Here is a 15,546-nt window from a genome sequence, read left to right as displayed (position 1 = left end):
CGACACCGGCAGGATTAAGCTTAACACCGCTCTAATACGTTGAATTCTCCCTTGTTTCTGCCATGTTCGCGCCCAAAGCAGGGGACGGGGACGTTTCGACCGCTTTGCGATCCGGGACGAGGCACGGTCCAGCTCCGATTCCGCCAACAGACGGTTCGGGTTTGCTCTAGGATCATGCCGGCAGCAAGAATGGCGCGTAAGGGAAATTCATGACGACGAAGCCGGTAGTGATCGTGGTGGGCGCGGACAAGGGCGGGGTCGGCAAGACCACGGTGTCGCGGACCCTGCTGGATTATTTCAGCGCCAACAACATCCCCACCCGGGCCTTCGACACCGAGTCGCCGCGCGGCACCCTGATGCGCTTTCACCCCGACATCACCGAGATCGTCGACATGACGACGACCTCGGACCAGATGAAGATCTTCGATACGCTGAATGCGGCAAGCCCCTCCGTCACCGTGATCGACGTCCGCGCCGGACTGTTGTCGCCGGCGCTAGCGTCGCTGCGCGACATCGGCTTTCTCGACGCCGCCAAGTCCGGGCAGATCACCTTTGCCGTGTTCCATATCCTCGGCCCGTCGATCGCCTCGCTGGACGAAATCGCCCAGACCGCCAATTTCATGCAGGGCGCCAAATATTTCCTGGTCAAGAACTTCATCAACGACACCCAGTTCTTCCAGTGGGACCAGGCGACCTACAATTCCTATTTCCACCGCATCAAGGACGCCACCGAACTCACCATCCCCAAGCTCAACGAAATGGCCTATGAGCAGGTCGAGGTCTCCTCGGTGCCGTTCCTGAAATTCGTCGCCAACAAGGGCGTCAATGACGAACCCGCGAACTATTCGTTCGTGCTGCGCGGCTATGTCCGGCACTGGCTGGCCAATGTCTGGAGCGAGTTCGACCGCATCAAGCTGACCGACCTGGTCGGCTCCGGCAAACCGGTGACGCGCAGCGGCGAAAAATAATTGCGCAAACGGCTGCTATCAGGCTGGATTGAACGCCGAAATCGCCTGATATAGCGCCGATGTACCGCACGCCCGTTTTCATCATCTGCTCGCCCCGCCCGCTGGTCGGCAAGACGCTGATCGCGCGGTTGTTGACCGAATTCCTGCTGCTGAAGCACGGCGCGGTTGCGGCCTTCGACATCAATCTGAAAGAGCCGTCGCTGCTGGAATTCCTGCCCAAGGTGACCGAGACCGCCGACGTCATCGACACCTTCGGCAAAATGCAGCTGATGGACCGCCTGATCGTCAATGACGGGGTCGGCAAGGTGATCGACCTCGGTTTCCATGCCTTCGACGAGTTCTTCAAGATGACCGGGGAAATCGGCTTCATGAAGGAAGCGGCGCGGCGCGGCGTCTCGCCGCTGATCCTGTTCGTCGCCGATACCGACCGCGTCTCGGCGCGCGCCTTTCCCATGCTGCAGCAGCAGATTCCGCCGGCCGCCCTGGTCACCATCGACAACGAGCATATCGTGCGCGGCGAACTGCCGCCGGCCTTTGCCCGCGGCCGGGTGTTGCGCATCGCCGCCCTGCCGGTGTTCCTGAAGACCTATATCGACCGGCTGACCTTCTCGTTCACCGGCTATTTGCGCAACGAGAAGGATTCGTCGACCGAACTGCATCAGTGGATCCGCGAAAACTACTTCAGCTTCCGCGAGTTGGAGCTGAATTTGATGCTGCAGGGGTCGTAGCGGCTTGCCCGCCGGCGAGCCTGCCCGAACCGAAATCTTCCACCAACGACATCCAGCGATCCCAAGCGGGCTCTCCGGGCAGGATCACGTGATTGTCGCTTTCGAGCGAAACGAATCTCGCGCCTGGAATGGCCGTCGCCACCAGCCTGCCCTCTTCGATCGGGACAATCTGATCGCGTCGCGAATGGGTGATCAGCGTCGGCACACGGATCGTGGACAGCACGCCGGTGATATCGATTTCATCCAGCATGGCCTTCGAGCGCAGCACATTGTCGGCTGAAGCGCTCACGCGCTGGAGCAGGGCGAAGGAGCGGATTTGGTCGGGTGCAGCGGAAGGAATGAAAAACGAGGCCAGCGCATTGTTGTAGACCGGGCTGTCATTCCCCCACCCCGTGGCGATCAGGGAGTCGACCAATCCGGATTTCCCGCGTTCCAGATCATTGTTTCTCCGATGGCGCCCCCTGGCGTAGCATCCGTGCAGAAGCAGCCTCGACACCCTGGCGGGGTGACGCGCGGCATAGGCAATCGCAAACGCCGCGCCTTGAGAGAGACCGAGCAGCGAGACTTGCTCCAGAGCGAGCCTGTCGATCACAGTTTCAAGATCCCGAACGGAAGCCTCGAATGAATCGTCGCCGAAGTCCCAATCCGACAGGCCATTGCCGCGCGCATCATAGCGAATAAATCGGAAGTTGCGGGCCAAGCGAGTGAAGGTGGGAGCCCAGGCCGGGCTCACCAGGTCATACTCGACATGGTTCAGCCAGTTGGGCGCCTTGACCAGGACCGGACCTTCGCCCATTGAGGCGACCGCCAGGTGCACCTGGTCCGCGGTGGTGCAAAAGGTGACCTCCTGCCGCGACGCCGGCGCGGCGCTGCCGTCGTGAGCCGTCGCCGCGTCGATGCGGCGGTCCAGGGCGCTGGTCCGAAACTTTGCCTCGAAGGCCGCCAGCGGCCGTTCCCAGTCAGAGCGCAGCAAGCCGGCGACGCGGTCCGCGAGCTTCGCGGTCAGTTGATCGAGGCTGGCGGTGCTGGGCCGCGTCGCGCCGGAAACCCACCGGCTCACCACTGACTTGTCGAGGCCGATTTCACGGGCGAGCCCGGACCGGCTGACCCCCGCGAGGTCAATAATGAGCGCCAGCTTTTGCCTGAAGTCGTCCTGCATCGACCCGCAACCCTTCGAACCGCTTCCCCGATGATGGCTCACCGCTGCGGTCCGGACAATCGCTACCTGCAACCCCGCGTCGAAGGAAACAACTGGTTGCAGGCCCGCGGCCGCCTCATCCTCGCCAGCGTCGCTACCCGGTCGAGATCACGAGCGGGTAAGCGGCGATTGCGTTGGCAAGCACGATTCTATCCGCGTATCCACGGTGGACCATGTACCTGAAAACCGACGACGTCAGCCTGTTTGTGCAATCCTTCGGCGGCGGAAAGCGGACCATCGTGGCTCAAGGAGGCTGGGTGGGTAGCGGCGAGCTCTGGCTGCCGGTCTTCGAGGGCCTCAGCAAATCATGGCGGACGATAACCTACGACCATCGCGGCACCGGCGCCACGATCAGCCGGGCGCCGCGAATTACCTTCGACCTTCTGGTTTCCGATCTCTTCCTCGTGCTGGATCGGCTGGAAGTGGAACGGTGCGTCCTCGCGGGCGAATCCGCCGGTGCCGCCGTCGTGCTCGAAGCGGCATTGAGGCAGCCCGGGCGATTTTCAGGTCTCGTGCTCGTCGACGGGCGGTATACAGGCGATAGGACGCCGCAACGGGACCGGCTGATGCAAGGTTGCCGACTCGATTTTCCGTCGACCATGGCGGCCTTTGTCGATGCGTGCGTACCCGAAGTGGACTGCGAAGCCGAGCGAGAATGGGGAAAGAAGATCGTGATGCGGTCCAGCGCCACCGCCGCGATCGAGTTGATGGAATCCATGGAAGGAATCGACATCGAATCGCGGCTAGGGGAGTTGCAGATACCCGCCCTTGTCATCCACGGCAGCCGCGACGCCATCACGCCTCTGGCCTCGTCGCAGACGCTTGCCGCCGGACTGCCGCATGCGACTCTGGCGATCATCGATGGCGCCGGTCATGTTCCGACCGTAACGCGGCCGGTTTTAGTCGCAGCCGGGATCGAAGAGTTCTTTGGCGCAGGCAGCGCCAAGCTGCCGCAATAGTGAGAGGTAGCAGAAGCACTGCCTGACGATTGTTGGCTCGTTCCCAGAGCAGGGTAACGGCTTAATGCCCCTCGAATGCCATCAGCGTTCGCACCGGCACGTCCATCGCCCGAATCTTCGCAGCTCCGCCCAGATCCGGCAGGTCGATGATGAAGCACGCCGCCACCACATCGGCACCGATCTGGCGCAGCAGCTTGACCGCGCCTTCCGCGGTGCCGCCGGTCGCAATCAAATCGTCGACCACGATCACCCGCTCGCCGGGCTTGATGGCGTCGGCGTGCATTTCCATTTCGTCGAGGCCGTATTCCAGCGAATAGGCGATCCGCACGGTGGTGTGCGGCAGCTTGCCCTTCTTGCGGATCGGCACGAAGCCGGCCGAGACCTGGTGCGCCACCGCGCCGCCGATGATGAAGCCCCGCGCCTCGATGCCGGCGACCTTGTCGATCTTGGAACCGGCCCAGGGATCCACCAGCTGATCGACCGCGCGGCGAAACGCGCGGGGATCGCCGAGCAGCGTTGTGATGTCGCGAAACAGGATGCCCGGCTTGGGGTAATCCGGAATGGTGCGGACGGTGGCTTTCAGATCATGTTCGAACGTCATCGGTGATTCTCTTCTCTCTCTTCGTCATTCCGAGGGCGCGCGCAGCGCGAACCCGGAATCTCGTGCGACCAACCTCTGGATTCCGGGTTCGTGCTTCGCACGCCCCGGAATGACACCTTAGCTACCGCCCAGCCGGAACGCGTTCTCCACGATGCGCAGGCCGACCTCGCCGCCGAGCGACATCAGGGATTCCGGGTGAAACTGCACGCCGCCAACCGGCAAGGTCTTGTGCTCGATCGCCATCGCCACGCCGTCCTCGGTGCTCGCGGTCACGCTGAGCACGTCGGGCATGCTGTCGCGCTCGACATAGAGCGAATGATAGCGGCCGATCACGATTTCATTGGGCAGGTTCTGCATCAGGCGCCCGCCCCGCACCTGAACCCGCGACGGCCGGCCATGCGCGGGCTGGCCGAGCTGTCCGAGCTGGCCGCCAAAATATTCGCCGATCGCCTGCACGCCGAGACAGACGCCGAAGATCGGCAGCTTCCTGTCGAGCGCGGTATCGATCGTCCTCGAAATCGCAAAATCCTCCGGTCGGCCGGGACCCGGCGACAGCACTAGCAGGTCCCAGGAATTCTGCTTCAGCATCTGCTGGGCGTGGACGTGCCGCACCACCGTAACGGTGGCGCCGACCTGCCGGAAATAGTCCGCCAGCATATGCACGAAACTGTCGTCATGGTCGATCAGCAGCACCCGCTTGCCCGAGCCGGTGGCATCCGGCGCGATGCTGGACAGCGGTTTTGCGGGATCGCCGCGCAGTGCCTGGAACAGCGCCGCGGCCTTGACCTGGCATTCGCGATCCTCGGCCGCCGGATCGGAGTCAAACAGGCAGGTGGCGCCGACGCGGACTTCGGCGAGACCGTCTTTCATCCGGATGGTGCGGATGGTCAGTCCCGTATTGATGCTGCCATCGAAATTCACCGCGCCGATCGCGCCGGCATACCAGCGCCGCGACGAGCGTTCATTGTCCTCGACGAATTGCATCGCCCACAATTTCGGCGCGCCTGTCACCGTCACCGCCCAGGCGTGGGTCAGGAACGCATCGAGCGAATCGAACCCCGGCCGCAGAATGCCTTCGACATGATCGACGGTGTGGAACAGTTTTGAATAGGTCTCGATCTGCCGCCGCGCCAGCACCTTGATGGTGCCGGGCACGCAGACCCGCGCCTTGTCGTTGCGGTCGACGTCGGTGCACATGTTGAGTTCGAATTCGTCCTTCTCCGAATTCAGCAGTTGCCGGATCTGCTCGGCGTCGCCGATCGCATCGACGCCGCGCGCGATGGTGCCCGAGATCGGGCAGGTCTCGACCCTGCGGCCGTCGGAGCGCACGAACATCTCGGGCGACGCCGCCACCAGGAATTCGCCCTCGCCGAGGTTCATCAGCGCGCCATAGGGCGACGGATTGATCCGGCACAGCCGCTGGAAAACTTCCGCCGGCGAACGCTCGCAGGGCTCGGCGAACAGCTGCCCCGGCACCGCCTCGACCAGGTCGCCGCGCGCGAAGGCGGCCCGCGCCTTTTCGACGGTGGCCTGATATTCGCCGGCCGCATGATCGGCAAATCCCTGCCGCGGCGTCTGGGCGTAACCGCTCTCGGCGGTTTCGCGCGGCAGGCCCTCGGTGGATTGGCCGTTCCAGGCAAAGTCGTAGCTCAGCACCACGCCGCGTCCGGTGGCGCGGTCATAGGCCAGCAGGCGATCCGGCACGTACAGCACGATGTCGCGCTGGTCGGCCTCCCGCGCCCGCTTCTGCACGAGGTCCTCGATCTGGAACACGAGGTCATAGGCGAAGGCGCCGAACAGGCCGAGCAAGGGATCGTCATTGGCGCCCAGTGCCGCCACGAGATCGCGCACCAGCGACATCACGCTGGCGCGGCGGGTGCGCTGGTCCTCGTCGACCGGGGCCGCGCCGCGCACGATATGGCCGGCAAGACGGGTTGCGGTTCTATCGGTAACGACCACGCAAGGCTCGCGCAGCACATCGCCCAGGAACGCGATCAGCACCTCGCCGCGCGCATTCAGCGCTTCGAGCGAGAAACCGGAGCCAGTGGTCTGCAGCCACAGCGGCGGATCCGAGAAGCCGAGATCAAAACTCTCGTAACGGCCGGGCACCGTTGTGCCCGACGACAGCACCACGCCGCGGCGGCGATCGAGCAGTTCGATCAGGTCATCGAGCCGCTCGGCGTCGCCGGTGAATTGCTCGACGTTCCGCGTCACCGCCAGCCCGCCACGGGTGCGGTATTCGCTGTGGTCCGGCAGGGAGAAGGCTGTCCTGTTCATGTCATCCTCTTACGAAACTTAGCGAGGGAGCGCCATGCAGGACAAACGAAAGGGCCGTCGCACTGCGATGACGGCCTCTGACGATCTGAGAAAATGAAATCGCACCGGCCACCTCTCAGGAGGTGCGCCACCAAAGACGGATTGGGCGGACGACGGTGTTCATGGCAGTTAGACACCATGCCGGAACGGAAACGTCAAGAGAGAGGCTGGCGGGGCACGTCCCCGGGGCCGAGAGCCCGAAAACAGGCCCCGGCGAACACCGACGACGGCGATCAGCTATCCTGCCCGCGATAACAGCCCAGTTCGATTTCCTCGATCACGCCGCGCGCCGTTGGCGTCCAGCCGAGCTGCCGCGCGCGCCTGGCGCGCACCCGGCTGTTCGATGCCATGGTGTTTTCGGCGGTGCCCTCGCCCCACTCGGCGGCCGCCTCCGCCATCGAAATCGCCGCCGGCGGACCTTTAAAGCCCATCATGCGGTTGATGGCCTCGCAAAGCTGGCGCATCGAATGCTCGCCGTTCTCGGCGAAGTAGAACGATCCGGCCGGCGCCTTCTCGATCGCCAGCGCATAGAGCGGCACGAGGTCGTCGATATGAACGTCCGACCAGATGTTCTCGCCGGGTCCGGCATGCGCGGCGTTTCCGCGCTTCCTGGCGAGGCGGATCAGGTAGGGCACCTGCACGCTGTCTGGCTTGACGCCATGGCCAGCCCCGTAGATCAGGCTGGGACAGATGATGACGGGACGACAGCCCTTGTCGCGATACGACAGGATGAACTCGTTGAGGGCGACCCGCGCCGCGCGCGCCGATGATGGCGTGAACGGCGTGTCTTCATCGAACACCGAGTCGCAGCGCTCACCGCGGGCGGGCGTGCCGACGATGCTCGACCCCGAGGTGTGGATGAACGACTTGCCGCTTCCGGCCAGCGCATCGAGCAAGGCGACGACTGCGCCCTTGTGATCAGCGCTGGCGGCATTGACCACGACATCGGCTGCTTTCGCAGCTTGCGAAAGAACGGCTGCGTCATCCAGCGTTCCCAGCACCGGCTCGATGCCACGCGCCCTGACCGCATCGGCCTTGTCCTGTGTGCGAACGAGACCCGTCACCTGATGCCCGGCCGCGACCAGATGGGTCGCCACGGATCCGCCGATATAGCCCGATGCCCCCGTGCAAAAGATCTTCATGTCAGTTCAGATGCTTCTTGAAGAATTCTGTCGCCCGGCCCCAGGCCAGTTCAGCGGCCTCGCGGTCGTGCACCGACTGGCGCTGCTCGTTGACGAAGGCGTGCTCCGCATCGTAGCGGAACAGTTCGAGCGATTTGCCGGCGGCCTTGATCGCTTTCTCGAAACCCTCGACCAACGCCGGCGTGCACCAGTCGTCCTTGTTGGCAAAATGCGCCTGCAGCGGAATTTTGACGTCGGCGGGTTTTGCGGCCGCCTCCGGCGGAATGCCGTAGAACACCACGCCGGCGGCGAGTTCGGGAATTTTGGTGGCGCCGATGATGGTCACCGCGCCGCCGAGGCAGAAGCCGGTCAGGCCGACCTTGGCGCCGTTCCGGGCCAGATATTGCGCGGCGCCGCGCACGGTCTGGGTGGTCGCATCCATGAAATCGAGCGAGTTCATCTGCGCATTGGCGGCGTCGGTGTCGTGATAGGGCACCACCGTGCCCTTGTAGAGATCGGGCGCCAGCGCATCGAAACCGGCCAGCGCGAAGCGGTCGCACAGCCCCTTGATCTGCTCGGAAAGCCCCCACCATTCCTGGATCACCACCACGCCCGGCGCATTGCCGCGCGCGGCATTGGCGAGATAGCCGCCGGCATCCTTGCCGTCCGGACGCTTGAACGTGATGCTGGTACCCATGGGTTCCTCCGGGTTTTTCTTGGTGGCGGATTGGATGCTATTTTGACCGCTGTAGGCGCGGGATGCAATCGCAGTCCGTCATTCCGGAATGGTCCGAGACCAGATCCGGAATCTCGAGTTTCCGGGTTCGATGCTGCGCATCGCCCCGGAATGACGATGCCAACAAAAAAGCCCCCGCAGGGGCTTTTTCGAATTCATCCGACCCGGCGCAGTGCTCAGTGCGCGTCGGCCCAGATCTTCTTCTTGGTGAAGTAGAGCAGGCCCGTGAGCAGGATCAGGAACACAAACACCTGGAGGCCCAATTTCTTGCGCGCTTCCATGTGCGGCTCCGCGGTCCACATCAGGAACGTGGTGACGTCCTTGGAATACTGCGCGACAGTCGCCGGCGACCCGTCGTCGTAGGTGACCTGGCCGTCGGACAGCGGGTTCGGCATCTTGATGGCGTGGCCGGGGAAGTACTTGTTGTAGTAGGAGCCCTCCGGCAGCGCGAACCCGGCGGGCGGCGTTTCCACATAGCCCTGCATCAGCGCGCTGACGTAGTTCGGCCCCTGTTCCTGGAACTGGGTGAAGAGGTCGACGATGAACATCGGAAAGCCGCGCGGGTAGGAACGCGCCTTGTTGATCAGCGACAGGTCGGGCGGGTATGCGCCGCCATTGGCCGCCCGCGCCGCCTGCTCGTTCGGGAACGGCGACGGAAAGTAATCGGCGGGCCGGCCCGGCCGCTCGAACATGTCGCCCGCATCGTTCGGGCCGTCCTTGATCTGGTATTCGGCGGCAAAAGCTGCCGCCTGCGCCGGCGAAAAGCCGGGACCGCCGGCGTCGGCGAGATTGCGGAACGCGACGTAGGACAGGCTGTGGCAGGACGCGCAGACTTCCTTGTACACTTTCAGGCCGCGCTGCAAGGCACCGCGGTCGAACGTGCCGAACGGACCCGCGAACGACCATTTCTGCGATGGCGGAATTTCCTGTCCCTCGGCAGCCCTGGCGTCCTGCACCGATCCTGCGAACAGCGCACCCGCGACGGCGAGCGCGATCACCGAGGACACCATCGGCGTCGACTTGCTCCCGGTCTTGGCCAGCACGTCGTCCGCGATCGAGTTCGGCACAGGCCTCGGCGTTTCGATCCGGCTCAGCACCGGAAGCACGATCAGGAAGTAGGCGAAGTAGCAGAACGTCAGGACGCGGCCTGCGATCACGTAGATGCCTTCGGCGGGCTTGCCGCCGAGCCAGCCCAGCAGCAGGCAGACGACCACGAAGATCCAGAAGAACTGCTTCGCCAGCGGCCGGTACTTCGACGATTTGGTCTTGGCGCTGTCGAGCCAGGGCAGGAAGGCCAAAATCAGGATGGCGCCGAACATCGCGACCACGCCGGCCAGCTTGTCCGGGATCGAGCGCAGGATCGCGTAGAACGGCAGATAATACCATTCCGGCACGATGTGCGCCGGCGTCACGCCGGGATTGGCCGGGATGTAGTTCTCGGCGTCGCCGAGATAGTTCGGCATGTAGAAGATGAACCAGGCGAAGAACAGCAGGAAGCAGGAAACGCCGAACGCATCCTTCATGGTTGCGTAGGGCGTGAACGGCACGGTGTCCTTTTCCGTCTTCGGCTCGACGCCGGCCGGGTTGTTCTGGCCGGCGACGTGCAGCGCCCAGACGTGCAGCACGACCACGCCGGCGATCACGAACGGCAGCAGATAGTGCAGCGAGAAGAAGCGGTTCAGCGTCGGGTTGCCGACCGAATAGCCGCCCCACAACAGGGTGACGATGCTGTCGCCGACATAGGGAATCGCCGAGAACAAATTGGTGATGACGGTATCGCCCCAGAAGCTCATCTGGCCCCACGGCAGCACGTAGCCCATGAAGCCGGTCGCCATCATCAGGAGATAGATGATGACGCCGAGAATCCACAGGATCTCGCGCGGCTCCTTGTACGACCCGTAATAAAGGCCGCGGAACATGTGGATGTAGACCGCGATGAAGAACATCGAGGCCCCGCTGGCGTGCATGTTGCGCAGCAGCCAGCCGTAGTTCACATCGCGCACGATGCTTTCGACCGACTTGAAGGCCATGTCGACATGCGGCGTGTAGTGCATCGCCATGATCACGCCGGTGACGATCTGCAGCGCCAGCATCATCGAAAGGATGGCGCCGAAGGTCCACCAGTAATTCAGGTTGCGCGGCGTCGGATAGGCCACGAACGAGGAATGCATAAGTCCCAAGATCGGGAGGCGCCGTTCAATCCACTTCAATGCGGGATTGGTCGGCTGGTAGTCGGAGGGTCCGCTCATGATGCGATCCTAGGGAAGTAAGACGAAGCGAAGGGCTCAGGTCTCGGAAACATGGTCCGAGGCTCAGCCGATCTGGATTTTGGTATCGGAAACGAATTGATAGGGCGGCACCGGCAGGTTGGTGGGCGCCGGTCCCGACCGGATGCGGCCCGAAGTGTCGTACACCGAACCATGGCAGGGGCAGAAGAAGCCGTCGTACTGCCCCTCATGGGCGATCGGAATGCAACCGAGATGCGTGCAGATGCCGATGACGACCAGCCACTGGTCCTTGCCCGGCTTGACGCGGGCATCGTCGCTCTCCGGATCGGGAAGGCTGGCGACCGTCACGTTGCGGGCATCTTCGATCTGCTTCTTGGTCCGGTGGCTGACGAAGATCGGCTTGCCGCGCCAGAACACCTTGATGTCCTGTCCTTCGGCGATCGGCGTCAGATCGACTTCGATCGGCGCACCGGCCGCGATCGTCGAGGCATCTGGATTCATCTGGAGCACCAGGGGCACCAATGCGGCCGCGGCACCGACCGCTGCGACGGACCCGGTCGCAACAAAAAGGAAATCACGTCGTGTCGGATGATCCGGGGAAGACGCTGTCGTCACGATTCCAAGCCCTTTCTTGTCTGCAGCCGGTGGAACCGCCCCAGGGAACGCCAACACGAACCGGAGGAGGCTGCCGGCGCCCGCGACCCCCGCGGCGGCAGAAAGACCACTTTTCCCTGCCCAATCGGGCGGAACAAGCAGTCCAGAATCGTTCTATTGGCACCCTTGCCGGAAGAGCGCAAGCCCGCTATCGGCTCCCATGCGTGCAATGCACTAATTCCGCGCCAGGCGGCGAATTATTCAGATATTTCATGGAGCCCTCAGGCGGGCGGTCACATCATGCAGGTTGCGCTTTTCCAGCCCGACATCCCCCAGAACACGGGGACCATTCTGCGGCTGTGCGCCTGCCTGGATGTGTCGGCCCATATCATCGAACCCGCCGGCTTCCCGGTGTCCGACCGGCACTTTCGCCGGGCCGGCATGGACTATCTCGACGAGGTAACCATCATGCGCCACGATTCGTGGTCAAAGTTCGAGCAATGGCGTAACGAACGGGGTTATCGCCTGATCCTGTTCACCACCAAGGGCCCGGGCTGCTATCTTGATTACCGCTACGAAGCCGATGACATCCTGCTGTTCGGGCGCGAATCCGCCGGGGTTCCCGACGAGGTGGTCACCGCGGCGGACGCACGGGTGGTGATCCCGATCAAGCCCGGCCTGCGCTCGCTCAATGTCGCGGTCGCGGCGGCGATGGCGCTGGGCGAAGCGCTGCGGCAGACCAGTTCCGCAACCTGAGGAGACGGCGTTGAGTTACGCGGTCAAGGAAATCTTTCTGACCTTGCAGGGCGAAGGCGCGCATGCCGGCCGCGCGGCGGTATTTTGCCGTTTTGCCGGCTGCAATCTCTGGAGCGGCCGCGAACAGGACCGCGCCACCGCGACCTGCCGGTTTTGCGACACCGATTTTGTCGGGACCGACGGCACGCTCGGCGGTCGCTACGCCTCCGCGGACGCGTTGGCCGATACCATTGCCGGCCAATGGGCCGGAGAGTACGGACTTCGCTACGTGGTGTTGACCGGCGGCGAGCCGCTGCTGCAGGTCGATGCCGACTTCATCGACGCGCTGCATGCGCGCGGATTCGAAATCGGCATCGAGACCAACGGCACGATCAAGCCGCCCGACGGGCTGGACTGGATCTGCGTCAGCCCGAAAGCCGGCGCCGATTTGCTGGTCCGGCAAGGCCACGAACTCAAGCTGGTGTTTCCGCAGGCGGACGCCATGCCGGCGGCATTCGCCGGTCTCGCCTTCGAACGATTCTCGCTGCAGCCGATGGATGGCCCTGATATCGCGGCCAATACCGAGCGCGCGGTCGATTACTGCATGCGCCATCCGCAATGGCGACTCAGCCTGCAGACGCACAAGACTCTCGGCATCAGGTAAAGGTTGGACTATCAGAATGTGGGAACTGACAAAATCGTTCCGGTTCGAGGCGGCGCATGCGCTGTCGGGAACGACGCTGGGCGACGCCAGCATGGAAATTCACGGCCACTCGTTCCGCGCCGAGGTCACGATCCGCGGCACGCCCGATCCAGAAACCGGGATGGTGATGGATCTCGGCCTGCTCGACCGCAGCATGGCGGAGGTACAGAAAATCCTCGATCACCGGCTGCTCAACAAGGTCGAGGCGCTGGGGCAGCCGACGCTGGAAAACCTCTCGCGCTTCATCTGGGAGCGGGTTGCGCATGCAGGCACGCTGGCGCGCGTCAGCGTGCACCGCGACAGTTGCAACGAGAGCTGCACTTACTACGGCCCGTCAACTTGAAACGTCATTCCGGGGCGATGCGAAGCATCGAACCTGGAATCTCGAGATTCCGGGTCTGGTCCTTCGGACCATCCCGGAATGACCGAAGAAAAACTCAGGAAATTCGCATGGACCTGTCCGTAATCGAGGATCGCAAGGCGCGGGCGCGGAGCTGGTTCGAGCGGCTGCGCGACGAGATTTGCGCGGCCTTCGAAAGGCTGGAGGACGACGCCCCGGTATCGCTCTCGCCGGGCGGCGCAGGCCGCTTCGTGCGTACGCCATGGGACCGCACCGACCATACCGGCAACCCCGGCGGCGGCGGCGTGATGTCGGTGATGCGCGGGCGGCTGTTCGAGAAGGTCGGCGTGCACTGCTCGACGGTACATGGCGAATTCGCCCCCGAATTCCGCGCGCAGATTCCGGGTGCTGCCGATGATCCCCGGTTCTGGGCCTCGGGCATTTCGCTGATCGCGCATATGCGCAATCCGAACATCCCGGCAGTGCACATGAATACCCGCTTCGTCGTCACCACCAAATCATGGTTCGGCGGCGGCGCGGACCTGACGCCGGTGCTCGTTCGGCGGCGTACCCAGGAAGACCCCGACACCGTGGCATTTCACGCCGCGATGCAATCGGCCTGCGACGCACACAGCGCCGTGGCCGATTACGGCAAGCTGAAGAAATGGTGCGACGAATATTTCTACCTGCCGCATCGCAAGGAAGTGCGCGGCATCGGCGGCATCTTCTACGACTGGCTCGATACCGGCGACTGGGATGCCGACCTCGCCTTTACCCGGGACGTCGGCCGCGCCTTCCTGAAAGTGTATCCCGAGCTGGTGCGGCGCAATTTCGAGACGCCGTGGAGCGCCGGGGACCGCGAGGAGCAGCTGGTCCGGCGCGGACGTTACGTCGAATTCAACCTGCTGTATGATCGCGGCACCATCTTCGGGCTGAAAACCGGCGGCAACGTCGATTCCATCCTGTCGTCGATGCCCCCGGAAGTGAAATGGCCCTAGAGAAAATGACGCCCCTGCCCCGCGCGATGCTGATCGACATGGACGACACCATCCTGTCGGCCTATGGCCGCCCGGAGATCGCCTGGAACAAGGTCGCGGCGGAATTCGCCGAGGAACTGGCGCCGCACTCGCCGCAGCAGGTCGCCGCCGCGGTGCTGGAGTCGGGCCGCAAATTCTGGGCGACGGCGGAAGCCGCCTGGCGGCTGAAACTTGCCGAAGCGAGGCAGATCGTCGTCAAGGACGGATTCGCTACGCTGGCCGCCACCGGCCGGCCCGCTCTGCCGGGGGAGCTTGCCGTCCGGCTCGCCGACCGCCTGACTGCCTATCGCGAGGAAGAGATGTTCATGTTTCCGGGCGCGCATGACGCGATCGACGCCCTGAAGGCGCGGGGCGTCAAGCTCGCGCTGGTGACCAACGGTGCCGCCGAAACCCAGCGCGCCAAGGTCGTGCGTTTCGAGCTGGCGCACCGGTTCGACCACGTCCAGATCGAGGGCGAGCACGGCTTCGGAAAGCCGGAGGAGCGCGCCTACCTGCATGCGATGGAGGCGCTGGGGGTGGCCGCGCCCGACACCTGGATGATCGGCGACAATCTGGAATGGGAAATCGTGGTGCCGCAGCGCCTCGGCATCTATGCGATCTGGATGGACGCGCATGGCGACGGCCTGCCCGCCGACACCGACGTCAAGCCGGACCGGATCATCCGGTCGCTGACGGAATTGCTGCCGGTCGAGCCGGCATGAGTTCTTGCCGCGCCAAAGCCGCCCCGGCGCCCCCAAAACAAAAATATCGAAAACAACCCCATGCAATGATACAGGCTAGCACTGGCATGCGTAATGCCAGCAACTGCATTTGACACGTCGGGCAAATCACCGGCACAAATTCAGGGTGGGGACTTTTGAAGGCGCCCGCGAATTCGCTTCGTCCCCGCACATTTCGGCCCTGAATGAACTTGTACCGGCAGTTCCGGTTGTTCCGTTTCGGCGGGCATGAGCCGAAGGATCCGGCACCGCCCGACGAAGTCGCGGGCCAGTAAAGCGCGGGACACACGTCGGGGATCAGCGGCCCTTCAGCCTACGGATGCCCCGGCCTTCGCCCGGCTGATTCCGAGGGCCAGAATACGATGCAACAGGGCGGGGTAATCGAGCCCGTCATGAAGCGCGGCTGTCGCGAATTCCTGGCTCTTCGCTATTTCGGGATTGGGATTCGCTTCGATGAAATACGGAGTGCCGTCGGCGGTGAGACGAAAGTCGATCCGTGCGTATCCATCGAGCCCCAGGGTGCGGTAGATGCGTTTCGCCGTTCGCTGAATGCGGGCGGATAC

At 63.7% G+C, this 15,546-nt stretch carries 15 protein-coding genes and 1 pseudogene; 8 read left to right on the top strand and 8 right to left on the bottom strand.

The annotated features are described in order from the left end of the window. The first annotated feature begins 209 nt into the window (after positions 1–209). Positions 210–968: a hypothetical protein gene (locus tag Q8R73_RS07360; protein WP_305718880.1), complete on the top strand. Its 759-nt coding sequence runs from the start codon at positions 210–212 to the stop codon at positions 966–968. Between the two features lie 59 nt (positions 969–1,027). Beyond that, positions 1,028–1,696 carry a hypothetical protein gene (locus Q8R73_RS07355; RefSeq protein WP_305718879.1) on the top strand — a complete coding sequence of 223 codons (669 nt, stop codon included), beginning with the start codon at positions 1,028–1,030 and terminating at the stop codon, positions 1,694–1,696. On the opposite strand, the gene Q8R73_RS07350 is transcribed toward Q8R73_RS07355, so the two are convergent. Beyond that, entirely contained in the window at positions 1,650–2,855 is a 1,206-nt protein-coding gene (locus Q8R73_RS07350) for an alpha/beta fold hydrolase (protein ID WP_305718878.1), read from the bottom strand. The genes Q8R73_RS07355 and Q8R73_RS07350 overlap by 47 nt on opposite strands. 212 nt (positions 2,856–3,067) lie before the next feature. Here Q8R73_RS07350 and Q8R73_RS07345 point away from each other — a divergent pair, with 212 nt between their 5' ends. Then, the gene (locus tag Q8R73_RS07345; RefSeq protein WP_305718877.1) at positions 3,068–3,853 is read left to right on the top strand and encodes an alpha/beta fold hydrolase; all 786 of its coding nucleotides are present in this window, start codon (positions 3,068–3,070) and stop codon (positions 3,851–3,853) included. A 61-nt stretch (positions 3,854–3,914) separates the two neighbouring features. On the opposite strand, the gene Q8R73_RS07340 is transcribed toward Q8R73_RS07345, so the two are convergent. The 6 genes from Q8R73_RS07340 to petA form a co-directional block, all read right to left on the bottom strand. After that, positions 3,915–4,454, bottom strand: coding sequence for an adenine phosphoribosyltransferase (locus Q8R73_RS07340; RefSeq protein WP_305718876.1), 540 nt, complete (start codon positions 4,452–4,454; stop codon positions 3,915–3,917). A 117-nt stretch (positions 4,455–4,571) separates the two neighbouring features. Then, positions 4,572–6,731 (bottom strand): anthranilate synthase component I, encoded by a 2,160-nt coding sequence (locus tag Q8R73_RS07335; protein WP_305718875.1) that lies wholly within the window; start codon positions 6,729–6,731, stop codon positions 4,572–4,574. A gap of 272 nt (positions 6,732–7,003) precedes the next feature. Next, complete coding sequence (locus Q8R73_RS07330; protein WP_305718874.1) at positions 7,004–7,912, bottom strand: NAD-dependent epimerase/dehydratase family protein; 909 nt, start codon at positions 7,910–7,912, stop codon at positions 7,004–7,006. 1 nt (position 7,913) lies between these two features. After that, positions 7,914–8,588: a dienelactone hydrolase family protein gene (locus Q8R73_RS07325; RefSeq protein ID WP_305718873.1), complete on the bottom strand. Its 675-nt coding sequence runs from the start codon at positions 8,586–8,588 to the stop codon at positions 7,914–7,916. Positions 8,589–8,803: 215 nt separating this feature from the next. After that, complete coding sequence (locus Q8R73_RS07320) at positions 8,804–10,876, bottom strand: cytochrome c1 (RefSeq protein WP_305718872.1); 2,073 nt, start codon at positions 10,874–10,876, stop codon at positions 8,804–8,806. Between the two features lie 63 nt (positions 10,877–10,939). Then, a complete protein-coding gene (gene petA / locus Q8R73_RS07315; protein WP_305718871.1) occupies positions 10,940–11,470 on the bottom strand; it encodes a ubiquinol-cytochrome c reductase iron-sulfur subunit in 531 nt (176 codons plus the stop codon). A 279-nt stretch (positions 11,471–11,749) separates the two neighbouring features. Between petA and Q8R73_RS07310 the strand changes: the two genes are divergently transcribed. The 5 genes from Q8R73_RS07310 to Q8R73_RS07290 all read left to right on the top strand — a co-directional run bounded on the left by Q8R73_RS07310 (position 11,750) and on the right by Q8R73_RS07290 (position 14,965). Continuing rightward, positions 11,750–12,205, top strand: a complete 456-nt coding sequence (locus Q8R73_RS07310; protein ID WP_305718870.1) for a tRNA (cytidine(34)-2'-O)-methyltransferase — start codon at positions 11,750–11,752, stop codon at positions 12,203–12,205. Positions 12,206–12,215: 10 nt separating this feature from the next. Continuing rightward, a complete protein-coding gene (gene queE, locus Q8R73_RS07305) occupies positions 12,216–12,848 on the top strand; it encodes a 7-carboxy-7-deazaguanine synthase (RefSeq protein ID WP_305718869.1) in 633 nt (210 codons plus the stop codon). Positions 12,849–12,864: 16 nt separating this feature from the next. Further along, on the top strand, positions 12,865–13,230 hold the full coding sequence (locus Q8R73_RS07300) for a 6-carboxytetrahydropterin synthase (RefSeq protein WP_305718868.1): 366 nt from the start codon (positions 12,865–12,867) through the stop codon (positions 13,228–13,230). 107 nt (positions 13,231–13,337) lie between these two features. Next, positions 13,338–14,225, top strand: a complete 888-nt coding sequence (gene hemF, locus Q8R73_RS07295) for an oxygen-dependent coproporphyrinogen oxidase (RefSeq protein WP_305718867.1) — start codon at positions 13,338–13,340, stop codon at positions 14,223–14,225. Next, a complete protein-coding gene (locus Q8R73_RS07290) occupies positions 14,216–14,965 on the top strand; it encodes an HAD family hydrolase (RefSeq protein WP_305718866.1) in 750 nt (249 codons plus the stop codon). The genes hemF and Q8R73_RS07290 overlap by 10 nt, the downstream gene beginning before the upstream one ends. A 326-nt stretch (positions 14,966–15,291) precedes the next feature. Here Q8R73_RS07290 and Q8R73_RS07285 read toward each other — a convergent pair. Then, positions 15,292–15,546: pseudogene (locus tag Q8R73_RS07285) on the bottom strand (D-alanine--D-alanine ligase); the annotation flags it as partial.

It is taken from the genome of Bradyrhizobium sp. (assembly GCF_030697065.1).
GTDB lineage: Bacteria > Pseudomonadota > Alphaproteobacteria > Rhizobiales > Xanthobacteraceae > Bradyrhizobium.
The sequence above is the reverse complement of the archived record's forward strand: the minus strand, read 5'-3'. Positions and strand labels throughout refer to the sequence as shown.